Annotated in this window: 19 protein-coding genes; 15 read left to right on the top strand and 4 right to left on the bottom strand. The window is 41.0% G+C overall.

What is annotated here, in order from left to right:
- Positions 1 to 129: 129 nt before the first annotated feature.
- The 13 genes from N8M20_RS05255 to dnaJ all read left to right on the top strand — a co-directional run bounded on the left by N8M20_RS05255 (position 130) and on the right by dnaJ (position 16,770).
- Entirely contained in the window at positions 130 to 5,049 is a 4,920-nt protein-coding gene (locus tag N8M20_RS05255; protein ID WP_419991752.1) for an endo-beta-N-acetylglucosaminidase, read from the top strand.
- Positions 5,050 to 5,138: 89 nt separating this feature from the next.
- Positions 5,139 to 6,335 (top strand): phosphoglycerate kinase, encoded by a 1,197-nt coding sequence (locus N8M20_RS05250; protein ID WP_261079331.1) that lies wholly within the window; start codon positions 5,139 to 5,141, stop codon positions 6,333 to 6,335.
- A 135-nt stretch (positions 6,336 to 6,470) separates the two neighbouring features.
- A complete protein-coding gene (locus N8M20_RS05245; RefSeq protein ID WP_084947380.1) occupies positions 6,471 to 6,998 on the top strand; it encodes an FUSC family protein in 528 nt (175 codons plus the stop codon).
- Positions 6,999 to 7,074: 76 nt separating this feature from the next.
- The gene (gene glnR, locus N8M20_RS05240) at positions 7,075 to 7,431 is read left to right on the top strand and encodes a transcriptional repressor GlnR (protein ID WP_000659548.1); all 357 of its coding nucleotides are present in this window, start codon (positions 7,075 to 7,077) and stop codon (positions 7,429 to 7,431) included.
- A 36-nt stretch (positions 7,432 to 7,467) separates the two neighbouring features.
- Complete coding sequence (gene glnA / locus N8M20_RS05235) at positions 7,468 to 8,814, top strand: type I glutamate--ammonia ligase (protein WP_001122886.1); 1,347 nt, start codon at positions 7,468 to 7,470, stop codon at positions 8,812 to 8,814.
- 113 nt (positions 8,815 to 8,927) lie between these two features.
- Complete coding sequence (locus N8M20_RS05230; RefSeq protein ID WP_261079330.1) at positions 8,928 to 9,248, top strand: PadR family transcriptional regulator; 321 nt, start codon at positions 8,928 to 8,930, stop codon at positions 9,246 to 9,248.
- A complete protein-coding gene (locus N8M20_RS05225) occupies positions 9,248 to 9,823 on the top strand; it encodes a DUF2812 domain-containing protein (protein WP_261079329.1) in 576 nt (191 codons plus the stop codon). The genes N8M20_RS05230 and N8M20_RS05225 overlap by 1 nt, the downstream gene beginning before the upstream one ends.
- Before the next feature lie 34 nt (positions 9,824 to 9,857).
- Positions 9,858 to 10,370 carry a DUF2812 domain-containing protein gene (locus tag N8M20_RS05220; protein ID WP_261079328.1) on the top strand — a complete coding sequence of 171 codons (513 nt, stop codon included), beginning with the start codon at positions 9,858 to 9,860 and terminating at the stop codon, positions 10,368 to 10,370.
- A 160-nt stretch (positions 10,371 to 10,530) separates the two neighbouring features.
- Entirely contained in the window at positions 10,531 to 11,565 is a 1,035-nt protein-coding gene (hrcA, locus tag N8M20_RS05215) for a heat-inducible transcriptional repressor HrcA (RefSeq protein WP_261079327.1), read from the top strand.
- 26 nt (positions 11,566 to 11,591) lie between these two features.
- A complete protein-coding gene (gene grpE, locus N8M20_RS05210; protein WP_000046029.1) occupies positions 11,592 to 12,116 on the top strand; it encodes a nucleotide exchange factor GrpE in 525 nt (174 codons plus the stop codon).
- Positions 12,117 to 12,598: 482 nt separating this feature from the next.
- Positions 12,599 to 14,422, top strand: coding sequence for a molecular chaperone DnaK (gene dnaK / locus N8M20_RS05205; protein ID WP_261079326.1), 1,824 nt, complete (start codon positions 12,599 to 12,601; stop codon positions 14,420 to 14,422).
- Positions 14,423 to 14,613: 191 nt separating this feature from the next.
- Positions 14,614 to 15,246, top strand: a complete 633-nt coding sequence (locus N8M20_RS05200) for a DJ-1/PfpI family protein (protein ID WP_224219130.1) — start codon at positions 14,614 to 14,616, stop codon at positions 15,244 to 15,246.
- Between the two features lie 387 nt (positions 15,247 to 15,633).
- A complete protein-coding gene (gene dnaJ, locus N8M20_RS05195; protein ID WP_050895735.1) occupies positions 15,634 to 16,770 on the top strand; it encodes a molecular chaperone DnaJ in 1,137 nt (378 codons plus the stop codon).
- A 287-nt stretch (positions 16,771 to 17,057) separates the two neighbouring features.
- Here the strand turns inward: dnaJ and N8M20_RS05190 are convergent, their stop codons facing one another.
- Both N8M20_RS05190 and N8M20_RS05185 read right to left on the bottom strand, forming a co-directional pair.
- Positions 17,058 to 17,345: a hypothetical protein gene (locus N8M20_RS05190; protein WP_261037811.1), complete on the bottom strand. Its 288-nt coding sequence runs from the start codon at positions 17,343 to 17,345 to the stop codon at positions 17,058 to 17,060.
- 9 nt (positions 17,346 to 17,354) lie between these two features.
- Positions 17,355 to 17,765: an HIT family protein gene (locus N8M20_RS05185; RefSeq protein WP_261079325.1), complete on the bottom strand. Its 411-nt coding sequence runs from the start codon at positions 17,763 to 17,765 to the stop codon at positions 17,355 to 17,357.
- A gap of 67 nt (positions 17,766 to 17,832) precedes the next feature.
- Between N8M20_RS05185 and N8M20_RS05180 the strand changes: the two genes are divergently transcribed.
- Positions 17,833 to 18,564: an ABC transporter ATP-binding protein gene (locus tag N8M20_RS05180; protein WP_261079324.1), complete on the top strand. Its 732-nt coding sequence runs from the start codon at positions 17,833 to 17,835 to the stop codon at positions 18,562 to 18,564.
- Entirely contained in the window at positions 18,561 to 19,610 is a 1,050-nt protein-coding gene (locus N8M20_RS05175; RefSeq protein WP_261079323.1) for an ABC transporter permease, read from the top strand. Before N8M20_RS05180 ends, N8M20_RS05175 begins: the two co-directional genes overlap by 4 nt.
- 61 nt (positions 19,611 to 19,671) lie before the next feature.
- Here N8M20_RS05175 and N8M20_RS05170 read toward each other — a convergent pair whose 3' ends face one another.
- Positions 19,672 to 19,995: a helicase BlpT gene (locus tag N8M20_RS05170; RefSeq protein WP_261079322.1), complete on the bottom strand. Its 324-nt coding sequence runs from the start codon at positions 19,993 to 19,995 to the stop codon at positions 19,672 to 19,674.
- Positions 19,996 to 20,023: 28 nt separating this feature from the next.
- Positions 20,024 to 20,275, bottom strand: a complete 252-nt coding sequence (locus N8M20_RS05165) for a hypothetical protein (RefSeq protein WP_057487500.1) — start codon at positions 20,273 to 20,275, stop codon at positions 20,024 to 20,026.
- Between the last annotated feature and the right edge of the window lie 443 nt (positions 20,276 to 20,718).

Raw genomic sequence — 20,718 nt, 5'->3', positions numbered from 1 at the left:
AATAAGCCAGAAAAGGCAGAAGGAGTAGCGACAGCATCTGAAACTGCTTCGCCAGCAAGCAATGAAGCTGCAACTACTGAAACCGCAGAAGCAGCTAGCGCAGCTAAACCAGAGGAAAAAGCAAGTGAGGTGGCTGCAGAAACACCATCTGCAGAAGCAAAACCTAAGTCTGACAAGGAAATAGAAGCAAAACCTGAAGCAACTAGCCAAGGAGATGAGTCTAAGCAAGCAGCAGAAGCTAATAAGACTGAGAAAGAAGTCCAGCCAGATGTCCCTAAAAATACAGAAAAAACATTAAAACCAAAGGAAATCAAATTTAATTCTTGGGAAGAATTGTTAAAATGGGAACCAGGTGCTCGTGAAGATGATGCTATTAACCGCGGATCTGTTGCCCTCGCTTCACGTCGGACAGGTCATTTGGTCAATGAAAAAGCTAGCAAGGAAGCAAAAGTTCAAGCCCTATCAAACACCAATTCTAAAGCAAAAGATCATGCTTCTGTTGGTGGAGAAGAGTTCAAGGCCTATGCTTTTGACTATTGGCAATATCTAGATTCAATGGTCTTCTGGGAAGGTCTCGTACCAACTCCTGACATTATTGATGCAGGTCACCGTAACGGGGTGCCTGTATATGGTACACTCTTCTTTAACTGGTCTAATAGTATTGCAGATCAAGAAAAATTCGCTGAAGCTTTGAAGCAAGACCCAGATGGTAGCTTCCCAATTGCCCGTAAATTGGTGGATATGGCTAAGTATTATGGCTATGATGGCTATTTCATTAACCAAGAAACAACTGGGGATTTGGTTGAACCTCTTGGAGAAAAGATGCGCCAGTTTATGCTCTATACCAAGGAATATGCTGCTAAGGTAAACCATCCAATCAAGTATTCTTGGTACGATGCCATGACTTATAACTATGGACGTTACCACCAAGATGGTTTGGGAGAATACAACTACCAATTCATGCAACCAGAAGGAGATAAGGTTCCAGCAGATAACTTCTTTGCTAACTTTAACTGGGATAAGGATAAGAATGATTACACTATTACAACTGCCAACTGGATTGGCCGTAATCCTTATGACGTATTTGCAGGTTTGGAATTGCAACAGGGTGGTTCCTACAAGACCAAGGTCAAATGGAATGACATTTTAGATGAAAATGGGAAATTACGCCTTTCTCTTGGTTTGTTCGCCCCAGATACCATTACAAGTTTAGGAAAAACTGGTGAAGATTATCATAAGAATGAAGATATTTTCTTTACAGGTTACCAAGGTGATCCTACTGGCCAAAAACCAGGTGATAAAGATTGGTATGGGATTGCTAACCTAGTTGCGGACCGCACGCCAGCAGTAGGTAATACTTTTACTACCTCTTTTAATACAGGTCATGGTAGAAAATGGTTTGTAGATGGTAAGGTTTCTAAGGATTCTGAGTGGAATTACCGTTCAGTTTCAGGTGTTCTTCCAACATGGCGCTGGTGGCAAAAATCAACTGGTGATAAGTTGAAAGCAAGCTATGATTTTGAAGATGCTTATAATGGTGGAACTTCTCTCAAATTTGCAGGGGATCTTTCAGGTGCGACCAAGCAAGATGTGAATTTGTACTCTACTCGCTTGAAGGTGACAGATACCACCAAATTGCATGTTGCCCATAAAGGAGGCAAAGGAACCAAGGTTTATGTAGAATTTGCAACCAAGAAAGATTATACCTACGGTGATGAAGCTGCCCGTAAAGAATTGACAGTTTCAGATAACTGGACTACCGATGATTTTGATTTGAGTGCCTTAGCAGGTAAAACAATTTACGGTATTAAACTGTATTTTGAAAATGATAAAGACCTAAAATATTATCAATTTAACCTGGGGCAATTGACCATCAGCAATAATCAAGATGCTCCTCAGGCACCAACCACAGTAGCTGTAGCCAAACAAGTCCTTAAAAATGCCCAAGAAGCGGAAGCAGTTGTGCAATTTAAAGGCAACAAGGATGCAGATTTCTATGAAGTTTACGAAAAAGATGGAGACAGCTGGAAATTACTAACTGGCTCATCTTCTACAACTATTTATCTACCAAAAGTTAGCCGCTCAGCAAGTGCTCAAGGTACAACTCAAGAACTGAAGGTTGTAGCAGTCGGTAAAAATGGAGTTCGTTCAGAAGCTGCGACTACAACCTTTGATTGGGGCATGACTGTAAAAGATACCAGCCTACCAAAACCACTAGCTGAAAATATCGTTCCAGGTGCAACAGTTATTGATAGTACTTTCCCTAAGACTGAAGGTGGAGAAGGTATTGAAGGTATGTTGAATGGTACCATTACCAGTCTTTCAGACAAGTGGTCTTCTGGACAGTTAAGTGGTAGTGTGGATATTCGTTTGACCCAGCCACGTACAGTTGTTAGATGGGTGATGGACCATGCTGGAGCTGGTGGAGAATCTGTAAACGACGGTTTGATGAACACCAAAGACTTTGATCTTTATTATAAAGATGCGGATGGTCAATGGAAGTTGGCTAAGGAAGTTCGTGGCAATAAAGCCCATGTTACAGATATTACCCTTGATAAACCTATCACAGCTCAAGATTGGCGCTTGAATGTCGTTACATCTGACAATGGAACTCCATGGAAGGCTATTCGTATCTATAACTGGAAAATGTATGAAAAGCTTGATACAGAAAGTGTCAATATTCCGATGGCCAAGGCTGCAGCTCGTACTTTAGGCAATAACAAGGTACAAGTTGGCTTTGCAGACGTACCAGCTGGAGCTACCATTACTGTTTATGACAATCCAAATTCTCAAACTCCGCTTGCAACCTTGAAGAGTGAAGTTGGAGGAGAGCTAGCAAGTTCACCATTGGATTTGACAAATCAATCTGGTCTTCTTTACTATCGTACCCAGTTGCCAGGCAAGGAAATTAGTAATGTCCTAGCAGTTTCCGTTCCAAAAGATGACAGAAGAATCAAGTCAGTCAGCCTAGAAACAGGACCTAAGAAAACAAGCTACGCCGAAGGGGAGGATTTGGACTTTAGAGGTGGTGTTCTTCGAGTTCAGTACGAAGGTGGAGCTGAGGACGAACTTATTCGCCTAACTCACGCGGGTGTATCAGTATCAGGTTTTGATACGCATCATAAGGGAGAACAAAATCTTACTTTACAATATTTGGGGCAACCGGTACATGCTAATTTATCAGTGACTGTTACTAGTCAAGATGAAGCAAGTCCGAAAACTATTTTGGGAATTGAAGTAAGTCAGGAACCGAAAAAAGATTACCTAGTTGGTGATAGCTTAGACTTGTCTGAAGGACGCTTTGCAGTGGCTTATAGCAATGACACTATGGAAGAACATTCCTTTACTGATGAGGGAGTTGAAATTACTGGTTATGATGCTCAAAAGACTGGTCGTCAAACCTTGACGCTTCATTACCAAGGTCATGAAGTCAACTTTGATGTTTTGGTATCTCCAAAAGCAGCATTGAACGATGAGTACCTCAAACAAAAATTAGCAGAAGTTGAAGCAGCTAAGAACAAGGTGGTCTATAACTTTGCTTCACCAGAAGTAAAAGAAGCCTTCTTGAAAGCAATTGAAGCGGCTGAACAAGTGTTGAAAGACCATGAAACTAGCACCCAAGATCAAGTTAATGACCGACTTAATAAATTGACAGAAGCTCATAAAGCCTTGAATGGTCAAGAGAAATTTACGGAAGAAAAGACAGAACTTGATCGCTTAACAGGTGAGGCTCAAGAACTCTTGGCTGCCAAACCAAACCATCCTTCAGGTTCTGCCCTAGCTCCGCTTCTTGAGAAAAACAAGGCCTTGGTTGAAAAAGTAGATTTGAGTCCAGAAGAGCTTGCAACAGCAAAACAGAGTCTGAAAGATCTGGTTGCTTTATTGAAAGAAGACAAGCCAGCAGTATTTTCTGATAGTAAAACAGGTGTTGAAGTACACTTCTCAAATAAAGAGAAGACTGTTATCAAGGGCTTAAAAGTAGAGCGTGTTCAAGCAAGTGCTGAAGAGAAGAAATACTTTGCTGGAGAAGATGCTCATGTCTTTGAAATAGAAGGTCTAGATGAAAAAGGCCAAGACGTTGATCTCTCTTACGCTTCTATTGTGAAAATTCCAATTGAAAAAGATAAAAAAGTGAAGAAAGTCTTCTTCTTACCTGAAGGTAAAGAAGCTGTAGAATTGGCTTTTGAACAAACGGATAATCATGTCATCTTTACAGCACCACACTTTACTCATTATGCCTTTGTTTATGAATCTGCTGAAAAACCACAACCTGCTAAACCGGTAGAAAAAGTTATTTCAAGCAAGGAACCGGCTGAAGGTGTCAAGAATTTGGTTGTGGATACTCCGAAATTAGAAGTCGAAGAGACAAGTATTGCCTTCGAACACCAAGAACGTCCAAATCCAAATCTCCCAGTCGGTCAACGTCAACTTGTCCAAGCAGGAGTTGAGGGGCAAATTCGCCGTTTGATTGAAGTAGATAGTCAAGGCAATCGTACGCTTCGCGCTACAGAAGTTTTGAAAGAAGCAAGCCCTGAAATCGTAGAAGTAGGTACTGGTCTCATTCCTGCCAATCCAGCACCACAAAACACAGACCTTCCAAAACCTACTAATCAACCGGCTTCTGATCAACAAAAGGCTCCTAAATTGGAAGTTCAAGAGGAAAAGGTTGCCTTTGACCGTCAAGAGCATGAAAATGCTGAGATGCTAGTTGGGGAACAACGAGTCATCATACAGGGACGAGATGGTCTGTTGAGACATGTCTTTGAAGTTGATGAAAACGGTCAGCGTCGTCTTCGTTCAACAGAAGTCATCCAAGAGGCGATTCCAGAAATTGTTGAAATTGGAACAAAAGTAAAAACTGAACCAGCAGTAGCGCCTACACAAGAAAAACTAGCCCAAAATACAGCAGTTAAATCAGAAGAAGCAGGCAAACAATTGCCAAATACAGGAACTGCTGATGCCAATGAAGCCCTAATAGCAGGATTGGCAAGTCTTGGTCTTGCTAGTTTAGCCTTGACATTGAAACAGAAAAAAGAAGATGAAGATTAAATATCGAAAAATCTTGTGAAATCTTTCCTTATATTTCCAAAGTGTGATATAATAGTTTCGAATAAAATAAATAAAGGGGTTTTTGTAACATGGCAAAACTTACTGTTAAAGACGTTGACTTGAAAGGTAAAAAAGTCCTCGTTCGTGTTGACTTCAACGTACCATTGAAAGATGGCGTAATCACTAACGACAACCGTATCACAGCAGCTCTTCCAACTATTAAGTACATTATCGAACAAGGTGGACGTGCAATTCTTTTCTCTCACCTTGGACGTGTGAAAGAAGAAGCTGATAAAGCTGGTAAATCACTTGCTCCTGTAGCAGCAGATTTGGCAGCAAAACTTGGTCAAGATGTTGTGTTCCCGGGTGTAACTCGTGGTGCTGAATTGGAAGCAGCTATCAACGCTCTTAAAGATGGACAAGTTCTTTTGGTTGAAAACACTCGTTACGAAGATGTTGACGGCAAAAAAGAATCTAAAAATGATCCTGAACTTGGTAAATACTGGGCATCACTTGGAGATGGTATCTTCGTAAACGATGCATTCGGTACAGCTCACCGTGCACACGCATCTAACGTTGGTATCTCAGCAAACGTTGAAAAAGCAGTTGCTGGTTTCCTTCTTGAAAACGAAATTGCCTACATCCAAGAAGCAGTTGAAACTCCAGAACGTCCATTCGTAGCGATTCTTGGTGGTTCAAAAGTTTCAGACAAGATCGGTGTTATCGAAAACTTGCTTGAAAAAGCTGATAAAGTCCTTATCGGTGGTGGTATGACTTACACATTCTACAAAGCACAAGGTATCGAAATCGGTAACTCACTTGTAGAAGAAGACAAATTGGATGTTGCGAAAGCTCTTCTTGAAAAAGCAAACGGCAAATTGATCTTGCCAGTTGACTCAAAAGAAGCTAACGCATTTGCTGGCTACACTGAAGTGCGTGACACTGAAGGTGAAGCAGTTTCTGAAGGCTTCCTTGGTCTTGACATCGGTCCAAAATCTATCGCTAAATTTGACGAAGCTTTGACTGGTGCCAAAACAGTTGTATGGAACGGACCTATGGGTGTATTTGAAAACCCAGACTTCCAAGCTGGTACAATCGGTGTGATGGACGCTATCGTGAAACAACCAGGCGTTAAATCAATCATCGGTGGTGGTGACTCAGCTGCCGCAGCAATCAACCTTGGACGTGCAGATAAGTTCTCATGGATCTCTACTGGTGGTGGAGCCTCAATGGAACTTCTTGAAGGTAAAGTTCTTCCAGGACTTGCAGCCTTGACAGAAAAATAAGATTTTATAAACAAATAAAAGAAGAGAGGGATGAAAATTCCTCTTTTCTTTTGCTTAAAATAAAAACGCTTCCTCTCAACTATTACTCATAAAAATCACCGATTTATGATAAAATGGAAATAGAAAGTTGAGATTATGAGTTATTTTAAAAAATATAAATTCGATAAATCCCAGTTTAAACTTGGTATGCGAACCTTTAAAACAGGTATTGCTGTTTTTCTAGTTCTCTTGATTTTTGGCTTTTTTGGCTGGAAAGGTCTTCAAATCGGTGCTTTGACAGCCGTTTTTAGTCTGAGGGAGAGTTTTGATAAGAGTGTCCACTTTGGGACTTCGCGTATTCTAGGAAATAGTATCGGTGGTCTCTATGCCCTCCTCTTCTTCCTATTAAATACCTTTTTCCACGAAGCTTTTTGGGTGACCTTGGTAGTTGTCCCCATCTGCACCATGTTAACCATTATGACAAACGTAGCCATGAATAATAAAGCAGGTGTTATAGGTGGTGTAGCGGCTATGTTAATCATTACTCTATCGATTCCGAGTGGAGAGACAATTTTGTACGTGTTTGCGCGTGTATCCGAAACGTTCATGGGAGTTTTTGTCGCAATTCTCGTAAATTACGATATTGACCGTATTCGTCTCTTTTTAGAGAAAAAAGAAAAATAATGTTACATTTTATAACATTATCAATTGACGTTTGTCTTTTTTTAGACTATAATAGACAGAAAGAAGGAAATTGTAAATGAAGGAAAAAGAATTTCGCCGAAATATGGCTGTTTTTCCTATCGGCAGTGTTATGAAGTTGACCGATCTATCGGCGCGTCAGATTCGTTATTATGAAGATCAAGAGTTGATTAAACCTGATCGAAACGAAGGAAACCGTCGCATGTATTCCTTGAATGACATGGATCGTCTGCTTGAAATCAAAGATTATATCTCTGAAGGTTATAATATCGCTGCCATTAAGAAAAAATATGCTGAACGTGAAGCGAAATCCAAGAAAGCGGTGAGTCAGACTGAGGTGCGTCGTGCACTTCACAATGAACTCCTCCAACAGGGTCGCTTTGCTTCAGTACGGTCACCTTTTGGTCGCGGTTAGGCAACCGCAAGTAGTCATACATTAAGGAGAAAACTCATGCCAATCACAGCTGCAGATATTCGTCGTGAAGTCAAGGAAAAAAATGTTACCTTTATCCGTCTCATGTTCTCAGATATTTTGGGAACCATGAAAAACGTCGAAATTCCTGCTACAGATGAACAGTTAGATAAAGTCTTGTCAAATAAGGCGATGTTTGATGGATCTTCTATTGAAGGTTTTGTACGTATCAATGAGTCAGATATGTACTTGTACCCAGACTTGGATACATGGACAGTCTTCCCTTGGGGAGATGAAAATGGAAGTGTTGCAGGTTTGATCTGTGATGTCTATACAACAGAAGGTGAACCATTTGCGGGTGACCCTCGTGGCAATTTGAAACGTGCTCTTCGTCACATGGAAGAAGTAGGATTCAAATCTTTCAACCTTGGTCCAGAGCCAGAATTCTTCCTATTTAAGTTGGATGAAAATGGTGACCCAACGCTTGAAGTGAATGACAAGGGTGGCTACTTTGATTTGGCGCCTACTGACCTTGCGGACAATACACGTCGTGAGATTGTCAATGTCTTGACCAAAATGGGATTTGAAGTAGAAGCAAGCCACCACGAAGTTGCGGTTGGTCAACACGAGATTGACTTTAAGTATGATGAAGTTCTCCGTGCTTGTGATAAGATTCAAATCTTTAAACTTGTTGTTAAAACCATTGCTCGCAAACATGGGCTTTACGCAACCTTTATGGCTAAACCAAAATTTGGTATTGCTGGATCAGGTATGCACTGTAATATGTCCTTGTTTGATGCAGAAGGAAACAATGCCTTCTTTGATCCAAATGATCCAAAAGGAATGCAGTTGTCTGAAACGGCCTACCATTTCCTTGGTGGTTTGATCAAACATGCCTACAACTATACTGCTATCATGAACCCAACGGTTAACTCATACAAACGTTTGGTTCCAGGCTATGAAGCGCCTGTTTATATTGCTTGGGCTGGCCGTAACCGTTCGCCACTTGTGCGCGTGCCTGCTTCACGTGGCATGGGAACTCGTCTAGAGTTGCGTTCAGTGGACCCAATGGCAAACCCATACATCGCTATGGCGGTTCTTTTGGAAGTCGGTTTGCATGGTATTGAAAATAAAATCGAAGCACCAGCTCCTATCGAAGAAAATATCTACATCATGACAGCAGAAGAGCGTAAGGAAGCTGGTATTACAGACCTTCCATCAACTCTTCACAACGCTTTGAAGGCTTTAACAGAGGATGAGGTTGTCAGAGCAGCTCTCGGAGAACACATCTATACTAGCTTCCTTGAAGCCAAACGAATCGAATGGGCAAGTTATGCAACCTTCGTTTCACAATGGGAAATTGATAACTATTTAGATCTTTACTAATATAGAGGAAAGATTGCCTGAGGGTAGTCTTTTTTCTTGTGTTTTATATCGAGGTGTGATATGTTTTATATAACGAGGTGCGATATATCGAACTAAATAGGAGGTGGATATAAATGGAATTACCGGATAAGATTCGTCGTGTTTATCTTCCGATGACGGAAACGGGTTTTTATATCTTGTTCTGTCTGCAAAAAGAACGTCATGGTTATAGTATTACGCAAAAGGTCAAGGAGATTACAGATTCGCAAATCTTGATTAGTCCTGGAACTATGTATGGAACCTTGTCAAAAATGGAAAAGGATGGTTTGATTTCCTTTATCCGCGAAGAGGAAAAACGGAAAATCTATCAGATTACAGACTTGGGACGAAAAGTTTTAGATATTGAATTGAAGCGTATTGAGCGGCTCTACAGAAATAGTCGGGAGGAAGGATGATGGAAAAGAAAATTGTTTACCGAATTTTTACAATTGCGGATTATGAGAGGGAGGCTCTATACTTTAGAGAAATGCATGCTAAGGGCTGGAAACTTAGGGAAGTAAGCTACTCTATCTTATTGTTTGCAGTTAAGTATACCTTTGAAAAGTGTCAGCCTGAGCAAGTGTCTTATCAGTTGGATTTTTACCCAATGGAAAAATCAGAGAGATCCTCCTATTTACAACTATTTAAAGACTGTGGCTGGGAGCATATTACAGACTTTAATAGTTTTTCCTATTTTAGAAAAGCGCATTCTGAAATTGAATCGGATGCAGAATTTGAAATCTATAATGATGCCACTGGGAAGTTAGCTATGGTTAATCGTATTTTAAGCCTACGATTAGTACCTGTTTTACTTTTGCTAGCCATACATATACCATTCTTACTTAAATTGCTCAATAGAAGTAATGCGTATGGTCTATGGAGTTTTCTTGTGGTCGGGCTAGATGTTTTCTTGTCTTTAATCCTTTTGTTAATGGTTGTCTATATTAGTTGGAAGTTATGGCATAAAAAGAAGGAATTATCAGATTTATGATAGGGTAGGTATGCTCAAAATTGGAGGGGAAGTCATGATCAATAAAAAGCAATTTCGGATTTTCACCATTGTTGATTTGGACAAGGAAGAAGAATATTTACATGAGATGCACTTAAAAGGCTGGAAGTATAGAACTAGTCGTTTTGGTTTTTTCTATTTTGACCAATGTCAACCAGACGATGTCATCTACCGTATCTATGATTCTAGATTTCTTAAAAAATATAAGCATGAACTGCAAGATTTTAGAGATAGAGGTTGGGAATTGATAGGAGCAGGTTCTTGTTCGATTCTTCGTAAATCGGCTTCTGATATACTTTCAGAGGATCAAGTTTATATGAGCAAGAGTCTCGGATGGGAAGTTATGCAATCTAGACTCCGTTCCTGTACAGCTACTTTCTTAGGTGGCCTTGTTGTTTGTATGAGTTTATTTAAAGAAGAACTTTCTATGTCTTTCTTTATTATTTTTCTTTTATATGCTTTTCTGATTTCTTATCTAATCCATGGTTTTTTCAGACTTAAAAGGAAATACCGAGTAGATAAACAGTAAGGTTCTAGGTCTTCAGACTGATTTTTAGCACTCTTGACAAAAGAGTGCTAATTTTTTGAGTTTTTGTCTTGACATTCTCTTCTAAGGGTGTATAATAGAATCATGAGTTAGCACTTGAGTGTATTGAGTGCTAATTGATCAGACAGAGAGGAGTGATGAGATGGTTACAGAGCGTCAGCAGGATATTTTAAATCTGATTATTGACATCTTTACCAAAACGCACGAACCTGTCGGATCCAAAGCCTTGCAAGAGTCTATTAACTCTAGTAGTGCAACCATTCGTAATGATATGGCGGCTTTAGAAAAGCAAGGGTTGCTTGAGAAGGCTCATACTTCAAGCGGTCGCATGCCAAGTGTTGCTGGTTTTCAGTACTATGTGAAACACTCACTGGATTTTGACCGACTGGCTGAAAATGAGGTATATGAGATTGTCAAAGCCTTTGATCAGGAATTCTTCAAACTAGAGGACATTCTGCAAGAGGCTGCCAATCTACTGACAGACTTGAGTGGCTGTACGGTAGTGGCACTGGACGTTGAGCCGAGCAGACAACGGTTGACAGCCTTTGATATCGTGGTTTTAGGGCAACATACAGCCTTGGCGGTATTCACCCTAGACAAGTCTCGAACGGTTACCAGTCAGTTTCTGATTCCAAGGAACTTCTTGCAGGAGGATTTGTTGAAACTGAAGGCAATCATTCAGGAACGTTTCCTCGGTCACACTGTTCTAGATATTCACTACAAGATTCGAACGGAGATTCCGCAGATTATCCAGCGTTATTTCACAACAACGGATAATGTCATTGATCTCTTTGAACACATCTTTAAGGAGATGTTCAACGAAAACATTGTGGTGGCGGGGAAGGTCAATCTCTTGAATTTTGCCAATCTGGCAGCCTATCAGTTCTTTGATCAACCGCAAAAGGTGGCCTTGGAGATTCGTGAGGGTCTGCATGAAGATCAGATGCAAAATGTCCGTGTTGCAGACAGTCAGGAATCCTGTCTAGCTGATTTAGCGGTGATTAGTAGTAAGTTCCTCATTCCTTATCGGGGAGTTGGAATTCTAGCCATTATCGGTCCAGTCAATCTGGATTATCAGCAGCTAATCAACCAAGTCAATGTGGTCAACCGTGTTTTGACCATGAAGTTGACAGATTTTTACCGCTACCTCAGCAGTAATCATTACGAAGTACATTAAGATTGAAATCATTAAAGGAGGCGAAAATGGCCCAAGATATAAAAAATGAAGAAGTAGAAGAAGTTCAAGAAGAGGAAGTTGTGGAAACAGCTGAAGAAACAACTCCTGAGAAGTCTGAATTGGACTTGGCAAATGAACGTGCAGATGAGTTCGAAAACAAATACCTTCGCGCTCATGCAGAAATGCAAAATATCCAACGCCGTGCCAATGAAGAGCGTCAAAACTTGCAACGTTATCGTAGCCAGGACTTGGCAAAAGCGATTCTCCCATCTTTAGATAACCTTGAGCGTGCATTAGCAGTTGAAGGTTTGACAGACGATGTCAAAAAAGGATTAGAGATGGTGCAAGAAAGCTTGATTCACGCTTTGAAAGAAGAAGGAATTGAAGAAATCGCAGCTGACGGAGAATTTGACCATAACTACCACATGGCCATCCAAACTCTCCCAGCAGACGATGAACACCCAGCAGATACCATCGCCCAAGTCTTCCAAAAAGGCTACAAACTCCATGACCGTATCCTACGCCCAGCAATGGTGGTTGTTTATAATTAGGATACAAAGCCCGTAAAAAGCTCACAGTAAAAATAGGAGATTGACGAAGTGTTCGATGAACACAAGGAAATCTATCTTTTTTACCCAGAGCTTAGGGCGTGTTCGATTAGGCAATTCTGACGGTAGCTAAAGCAACTCGTCAGAAAACGGCAATCGCTATGGCGTTTGCCTAGCCTCCTTACTAAACTCGTCGTCGAAATAAAATCGATTTCGACTCCTCGTGTCGCAATTTACATAATAGCAAACTTGTCCGAAACGACAATAAACTATGAAGAAAGATAAGAGGCAAGCCGGAGGCTTGCAAGGAAGGTATTTCCCGCTGTGGTGAAAGTTTCAGTAGCTTCTGCTACTGAAACAGGGGATTTTTGAGACAATAGACTCAAAAATAAGTGATGAAATCCCGAAGGGAGTTGCTCACGTCCCCACCACTTAAGGGAAATATCAAAAAGAAAAAAAGAAGATAAATTTAAGGAGAAAAACACATGTCTAAAATTATCGGTATTGACTTAGGTACAACAAACTCAGCAGTTGCAGTTCTTGAAGGAACTGAAAGCAAAATCATCGCAAACCCAGAAGGAAACCGCACAACTCCATCTGTAGTCTCATTCAAAAACGGAGAAATCATCGTTGGTGATGCTGCAAAACGTCAAGCAGTTACAAACCCAGATACAGTTATCTCTATCAAATCTAAAATGGGAACTTCTGAAAAAGTTTCTGCTAATGGAAAAGAATACACTCCACAAGAAATTTCAGCTATGATTCTTCAATACTTGAAAGGTTATGCAGAAGAATATCTTGGTGAAAAAGTAACCAAAGCAGTTATCACAGTTCCAGCTTACTTTAACGATGCTCAACGTCAAGCAACAAAAGACGCAGGAAAAATCGCTGGCCTTGAAGTAGAACGTATCGTCAACGAACCAACTGCAGCCGCTCTTGCTTACGGTTTGGACAAGACTGACAAAGAAGAAAAAATCTTGGTATTTGACCTTGGTGGTGGTACATTCGACGTCTCTATCCTTGAATTGGGTGACGGTGTCTTTGACGTATTGTCAACTGCAGGGGACAACAAACTTGGTGGTGATGACTTTGACCAAAAAATCATTGACCACTTGGTAGCAGAATTCAAGAAAGAAAACGGTATTGACTTGTCTACTGACAAGATGGCAATGCAACGTTTGAAAGATGCGGCTGAAAAAGCTAAGAAAGACCTTTCTGGTGTAACTTCAACTCAAATCAGCTTGCCATTCATCACTGCTGGTGAAGCTGGACCTCTTCACTTGGAAATGACTTTGACTCGTGCGAAATTTGACGATTTGACTCGTGACCTTGTTGAACGTACAAAAGTTCCAGTTCGTCAAGCCCTTTCAGATGCAGGTTTGAGCTTGTCAGAAATCGACGAAGTTATCCTTGTTGGTGGTTCAACTCGTATCCCAGCCGTTGTAGAAGCTGTTAAGGCTGAAACTGGTAAAGAACCAAACAAATCAGTAAACCCTGACGAAGTTGTTGCCATGGGTGCTGCTATCCAAGGTGGTGTGATTACTGGTGATGTCAAAGACGTTGTCCTTCTTGACGTAACACCATTGTCACTTGGTATCGAAACAATGGGTGGAGTATTTACAAAACTTATCGATCGCAACACAACTATTCCAACATCTAAATCACAAGTCTTCTCAACTGCAGCAGACAACCAACCAGCCGTTGATATCCACGTTCTTCAAGGTGAACGCCCAATGGCAGCAGATAACAAGACTCTTGGACGTTTCCAATTGACTGACATCCCAGCTGCACCTCGTGGTATCCCACAAATCGAAGTAACATTTGATATTGACAAGAACGGTATCGTATCTGTTAAAGCTAAAGACCTTGGAACTCAAAAAGAACAAACTATTGTCATCCAATCGAACTCTGGTTTGACTGATGAAGAAATCGACCGCATGATGAAAGATGCAGAAGCTAACGCTGAAGCAGATAAGAAACGTAAAGAAGAAGTTGACCTTCGTAACGAAGTAGACCAAGCAATCTTTGCGACTGAAAAGACAATCAAGGAAACTGAAGGCAAAGGCTTTGATGCAGAACGTGATGCTGCCCAAGCTGCCCTTGATGACCTTAAGAAAGCTCAAGAAGACAATAACTTGGACGACATGAAAGCAAAACTTGAAGCATTGAACGAAAAAGCTCAAGGACTTGCTGTAAAACTCTATGAACAAGCAGCAGCAGCCCAACAAGCTCAAGCAGGAGCAGAAGGCGCGCAAGCAACAGGAAACGCAGGTGATGACGTCGTAGACGGAGAGTTTACTGAGAAGTAAGATGCAAAGCCCGTTAAAACCTCACAGTGAAAATAGGAAATCTGACGCAGAAACTTTAGTTTCTAGGAAGATTTATCTTTTTCACCAAGAGGTTAGGGCGTGCTCAATTCAGCTTAATAACTAAATGATAAGAAGAAATCCAGAGGTTGCAACCCAGCCTCTGTTTTTCGATAAAATAGAGGATGTTGCGTATGAAAAAAGTACTTTGTATCATTTATCCTAATTTTTCTCTTTATGAGATAACCACTTTAACGAGTACTTTAGCTCTGTCTTTTGATATCACGATTGATTATGTAGCTTCTGAGAATTCGATGGTGGTCTCTGAGGATGGTTTGCCCTGTCAACCGACGAAAACATTGGATCAAATCCGTATAGAAGATTATTCTTGTGTGATTTTGCCAGGAATGGTAAATATAGGTCCTGCTCTACAAGATGAGAAATTGATCTCGTTTTTGAGAAGTCTTAATGAGCAAGATATCCTAATTGCAGCCATTTCTTCAGCGCCCCTTTTATTGGCGAAGGCAGGCCTGTTGAACGACACGAAATTTACAGGTGGAATTTGGCAAAACTTCTTTGACTATTTTGAATTTCTTCCACGTGAGAATTTCCAACCGAAAGTTTTTGTCCAAGATAAACAAATCATTACGGCTATCGGTTTTGCACATCTAGAGTTTGCAAGAAAAGTGATTCTTGGTCTAGGTTTGGCAGAAAATACGGACAACTATTTTAAAGAACAGAATGAATATTCAGAAGAGGATTTGATTTTTACTCTATCGGACAAAGAGTTTGATGAAGTGAAACAGAGTATAGAAAATACCCTCTAAATATTTACATGAAAATTATAGAAAGGAACAAAGAGTGTTCGTAACTGAACACGGGTTCCAAAGTTTCTTACTTAATTTGAAAGAAAGGAATTGAACCCGACCTAGATTGAGGTTTCGTTCCGCAACAATAACAGAAAGGAACAAGGGTGTTCAGGGAACTGAACACGGGTTCCAGAATTTCTTATTCAATATAAAAGAAAGGAATTGAACCCGACCTAAATCGAGGTTTCGTTCCGCAACAATAACAGAAAGGAACAAGGGTGTTCAGGGAATTGAACACGGGCTTACGGACTGTGCCAAAAAGATAGTTTTTTCTAGGACGCAAGCGTCCGTCGTCAAAACTCCTATTTTGCCTGTGTCCGTTTGACGCCCTTTGTATCTTGAATTATGAACAATACTGAATTTTATGATCGTCTGGGGGTGTCAAAAAACGCTTCGGCAGACGAGATCAAAAAGGCTTATCGCAAGCTTTCGAAAAAATATCACCCAGATATCAACAAGGAGCCTGGTGCTGAGGACAAGTACAAGGAAGTTCAAGAAGCCTATGAGACTTTGAGTGACGACCAAAAACGTGCAGCCTATGACCAATATGGTGCTGCAGGAGCCAACGGTGGCTTTGGTGGTGCTGGTGGTTTCGGCGGTTTCAATGGGGCAGGTGGCTTCGGTGGTTTTGAGGACATCTTCTCAAGTTTCTTCGGCGGAGGCGGTGCTTCACGCAATCCAAATGCTCCTCGTCAGGGGGATGATCTCCAGTATCGTGTGAACTTGACCTTTGAAGAAGCTATTTTTGGAGCTGAAAAAGAAGTCAAATATAACCGTGAAGCAAGCTGTCGTACATGTAATGGCTCAGGTGCTAAACCAGGAACAAGTCCAGTCACTTGTGGACGCTGTCATGGCGCTGGTGTAATTAATGTCGATACGCAGACTCCGCTTGGTATGATGCGACGCCAAGTAACCTGTGATGTCTGTCATGGTCGCGGAAAAGAAATCAAAGATCCATGTACAACCTGTCACGGAACAGGGCATGAAAAACAAGCGCATAGTGTACATGTCAAAATTCCTGCTGGTGTAGAAACTGGTCAACAAATTCGCCTAGCTGGTCAAGGTGAAGCTGGATTTAACGGTGGACCTTATGGTGACTTGTATGTAGTGGTTTCTGTGGAAGCCAGCGACAAGTTTGAACGTGAAGGAACCACTATCTTCTATAATCTGAACCTTAACTTTGTCCAAGCAGCTCTTGGTGATACAGTTGATATCCCAACTGTTCACGGTGATGTTGAATTGGTTATCCCAGAGGGAACTCAGACTGGTAAGAAATTTCGTCTACGTGGCAAGGGAGCTCCGAGCCTTCGTGGCGGTGCAGTTGGGGACCAATACGTTACTGTCAATGTCGTAACACCGACAGGCTTGAACGACCGCCAAAAAGCAGCGCTTAAAGAATTCGCAGCTGCTGGTGACTTGAAAGTAAATCCAAAGAAAAAAGGCTTCTTTGACCATATAAAAGATGCCTTTGAAGGTGAATAAAGCAAAAAGAGCCGTCGGGCTCTTTTTACTTGTAGATTTTTAAGACTTTCCTTAAGTGATGACGGACGGTAGCGACCTTCTTCGAAGTTCCATACCTAAACTTTGAGCCTAGGTCTCAAAGTTTCCGAACACCTGAAACCAAGCTGTTTCAGGTGTTTTCATTACGGTGGAAAGCCTAGGAAAGTCTTCGATTTAGTTGTGAAATGGTGAATGAGTTGCCTAAATTATGATGTATAGTTGATGGGATATAACTTGTTTACGTTTTAAAAAAGAGCCGTCGGGCTCTTTTACTTATCTTCAGTTTCCTGTGTTTCTTTGATAACAGCTAGTCTAGTCTGGATATCCTTTTCCAAGACCTTAAACTTGTAAGTCAGGTCTTCTTGGTATTCCTTGATGAGTTCTTTTTGCTGGTCAATGATTTGCAGGCTATTTTGGATAATATCCACATCGTCCTTGATAGTTTGAACGCGGTCAGTGGTATTCAAGACTTCATCTGTGATGGTTTGGCGATTTTTTGTGACCAGATAACTTCCGGCTGCAGCTCCTGCAAATAGCAGTAGGTTGGATAATTTCATGGCAACTCCTTAGGCGTTTTTGATAGTTTCAGCGACTTGAGCAAGTTTGTCAAAGTCTGGTTCGTGGGCGATAAAATCAATCTTGAGGTCATCGTCTGAACTGTAGCGAGGTACGAGGTGAACGTGGGTATGAAAGACTGTTTGCCCTGCGATTTCTTCACAGTTGGCAATGATATTCATACCAGCAGCTTTGGTAGCTTTCATGACTTTTTGAGCTACTGTTGGCACTTGGGCAAAGAGTTGGCTGGCGCTCGTAGCGTCCATTTCCAAAAGATTGCGATAGTGTTCTTTGGGCACGATCAAGGTATGTCCTGGTGTCACTTGAGAGATATCAAGAAAGGCAAGAACCTGCTCATCTTCATATACTTTTGAAGCAGGAATTTCCCCTGCGATGATTTTACAAAAAATGCAATCTGACATAAAATCTACCTCTACTGTATTGAATTTTGATATAATATAGCTACATTATACCAGATTTGGAGAAAATATGTTAGAAATTAAAAACTTGACAGGTGGCTATGTCCATGTCCCTGTCTTGAAAGATGTGTCTTTTACTGTTGAAAGTGGGCAGTTGGTTGGTTTGATTGGTCTCAATGGTGCTGGTAAATCGACGACTATCAATGAGATTATCGGTCTGTTGACACCTTATAGTGGCTCCATCAATATCAATGGCCTGACCCTGCAAGAAGATGCGACAAGTTATCGCAAGCAAATTGGCTACATTCCAGAAACGCCCAGCCTGTATGAGGAATTGACTCTCAGAGAGCATATCGAAACGGTTGCTATGGCTTATGGTATTGACCAGAAAGTGGCTTTTGATCGAGTGGAACCTTTGTTAAAAATGTTCCGTCTGGACCAGAAATTAGATTGGTTCCCTGTTCATTTTTCAAAAGGGATGAAGCAGAAAGTCATGATTATCTGTGCTTTTGTGGTGGATCCGAGTCTCTTTATCGTGGATGAGCCTTTCCTTGGTCTTGATCCGCTAGCTATTGCAGACTTGATTCAGCTTTTGGAAGTGGAAAAGCAAAAGGGCAAGTCTATTCTCATGAGTACTCACGTGCTGGATTCGGCTGAGAAGATGTGTGATGCCTTTGTCATTCTTCACAAGGGAGAAGTGCGTGCTAAGGGAAATCTCCTGCAACTGCGCGAAGCCTTTGACATGCCTGAGGCTAGTTTGAATGATATTTACTTGGCTCTGACCAAAGAGGAGGAGCTATGAAAGACTTGTTTTTAAAGAGAAAGCAGGTTTTTCGTAAGGAGTGTGTCGGTTATCTGCGTTATGTTCTCAATGACCACTTTGTCTTGTTCCTGCTTGTCTTGCTGGGGTTTTTAGCCTACCAGTACAGTCAACTCTTACAAGATTTTCCTGAAAATCATTGGCCTATCCTTTTATTTGTAGGAATTACGTCTGTTTTACTGTTGCTTTGGGGAGGAATTGCCACCTATATGGAGGCTCCAGACAAGCTCTTTCTCTTAGTTGGAGAAGAGGAAATTAAGCTTCACCTCAAGCGTCAGACTAGCATTTCCCTAGTCTTTTGGCTCTTTGTCCAGACCCTTTTCTTGCTGTTATTTGCGCCCTTATTTTTAGCAATGGGTTATGGCTTGCCTGTTTTTCTGATCTATGTGCTTTTATTGGGAGTAGGTAAATATTTCCTCTTTCGTCAAAAGGCCAGCAAATTTTTCACTGAAACTGGACTGAACTGGGACTATGTCATTGCCCAAGAAAGCAAGCGTAAGCAAGTCTTGCTTCGTTTCTTTGCCCTCTTTACGCAGGTAAAGGGAATTTCAAACAGCGTCAAGCGTCGTGCCTATCTGGACTTTATCCTAAAGGCTGTTCAGAAGGTGCCTGGGAAGATTTGGCAAAATCTCTATCTGCGTTCTTATTTGCGAAATGGAGACCTCTTTGCCCTTAGTCTTCGTCTTCTCTTGCTTTCCTTGCTGGCGCAGGTATTTATCGAGCAATCTTGGATTGCGACAGCAGTGGTAGTTCTCTTTAACTACCTCTTGCTCTTCCAGTTGTTGGCCCTCTATCATGCCTTTGACTACCAGTATTTGACCCAACTCTTTCCACTGGACAAGGGGCAAAAGGAAAAAGGCTTGCAGGCGGTAGTCCGAGGATTGACCAGTTTGGTCTTACTTGTGGAATTAGTCGTCGGCCTTGTGACCTTCCAAGAAAAACTGGCCCTTCTAGTCTTGCTGGGTGCTGGTTTGGTTTTACAAGTCTTGTATTTGCCTTATCAGGTAAAACGTCAGATGCAGGATTAATCTTGCCTATATGACACTAAAAAAGAAGTTGAGTTCAGTTTGTCTCAGCTTCTTTTATTTTTTACAAGATAATGGTTGGTCCGTAGAGACTCAACTTGGTCTTGACTTGGTCAAAGTGGAAGCGGTCATAGGCTCGCCAAGCGGCACGAGTAGGAGCATCTGGATCGAGAGCGCTGAGTCCCAGGAGAAGACTGGAAGTCTGGTAAAATTTTTCCAGTTCAATCAAGACTCGATTGTCCACTGTCTCAGCCTTGGCTAGAAAACCAAGAATAGAGTCTAATTGCTCCTGAAAGCGGACGTCGTCAGCGGTTGCCTGTTTGCATGCTTGATAGGCTTTGTTTAAGTCAGTAATCAAAGTCTGAGCTGTTTTGATGGGATTTGTCATTTACGTGACCTCCTATATAATTTATATTTTAAGGTAAGGGATTGTGTAAATCTCCTAGTGAGGCACCTATATTATTAGCAACATTGCCAACTATGTTGCCCCAATCAATGATACATTTACCATTATCAAGATTAGCTTTATTATATGAATATCCATTTCTACATAGTACATTATCGCTAATCATATGAAACGGAGAATACCATCCATATGGAATATTACCGCCATTTATATGAGAAAGTTCGATTGATGTTAATTGTTTTGTTTTATTTGACTTGGCCATAATTTTCTCCTTGTTATATTTACGTCAATTGCAATAGAGTATATGTATAGGGTGTTAATCATGGTGGATGTGAATAAATCATATGCACCCCTCCTTTTTTGATGATTTTTAAAGTTATTGCAAACATAGTCTTTCTATAATCATAGTCTATCACTTTTAACTCTTTTTTTTTATTCAAATCTTTAATTGTACTTGAAATTTCCTGAATGGTACTGTTAAGATTTTATGATAAAATAGTTGTAAGATTATCATGCTTATTTGAGGAATAAGATACCATTCAGGAGCCTTGAAGGCCTGTTTAGGATTTGGTGGGCTTGTGTAAGAACTTTTCTGTTATTCTTTTCTTATACTCAATGAAAATCAAAGAGCAAACTAGGAAGCTAGCCGCAGGCTGTACTTGAGTACGGCAAGGTAAAGCTGACGTGGTTTGAATTTGATTTTCG

Source organism: Streptococcus mitis (assembly GCF_946190275.1).
GTDB classification, from domain to species: Bacteria; Bacillota; Bacilli; order Lactobacillales; family Streptococcaceae; genus Streptococcus; species Streptococcus mitis_DC.
This window is presented reverse-complemented; position numbering and strand designations above follow the sequence as displayed.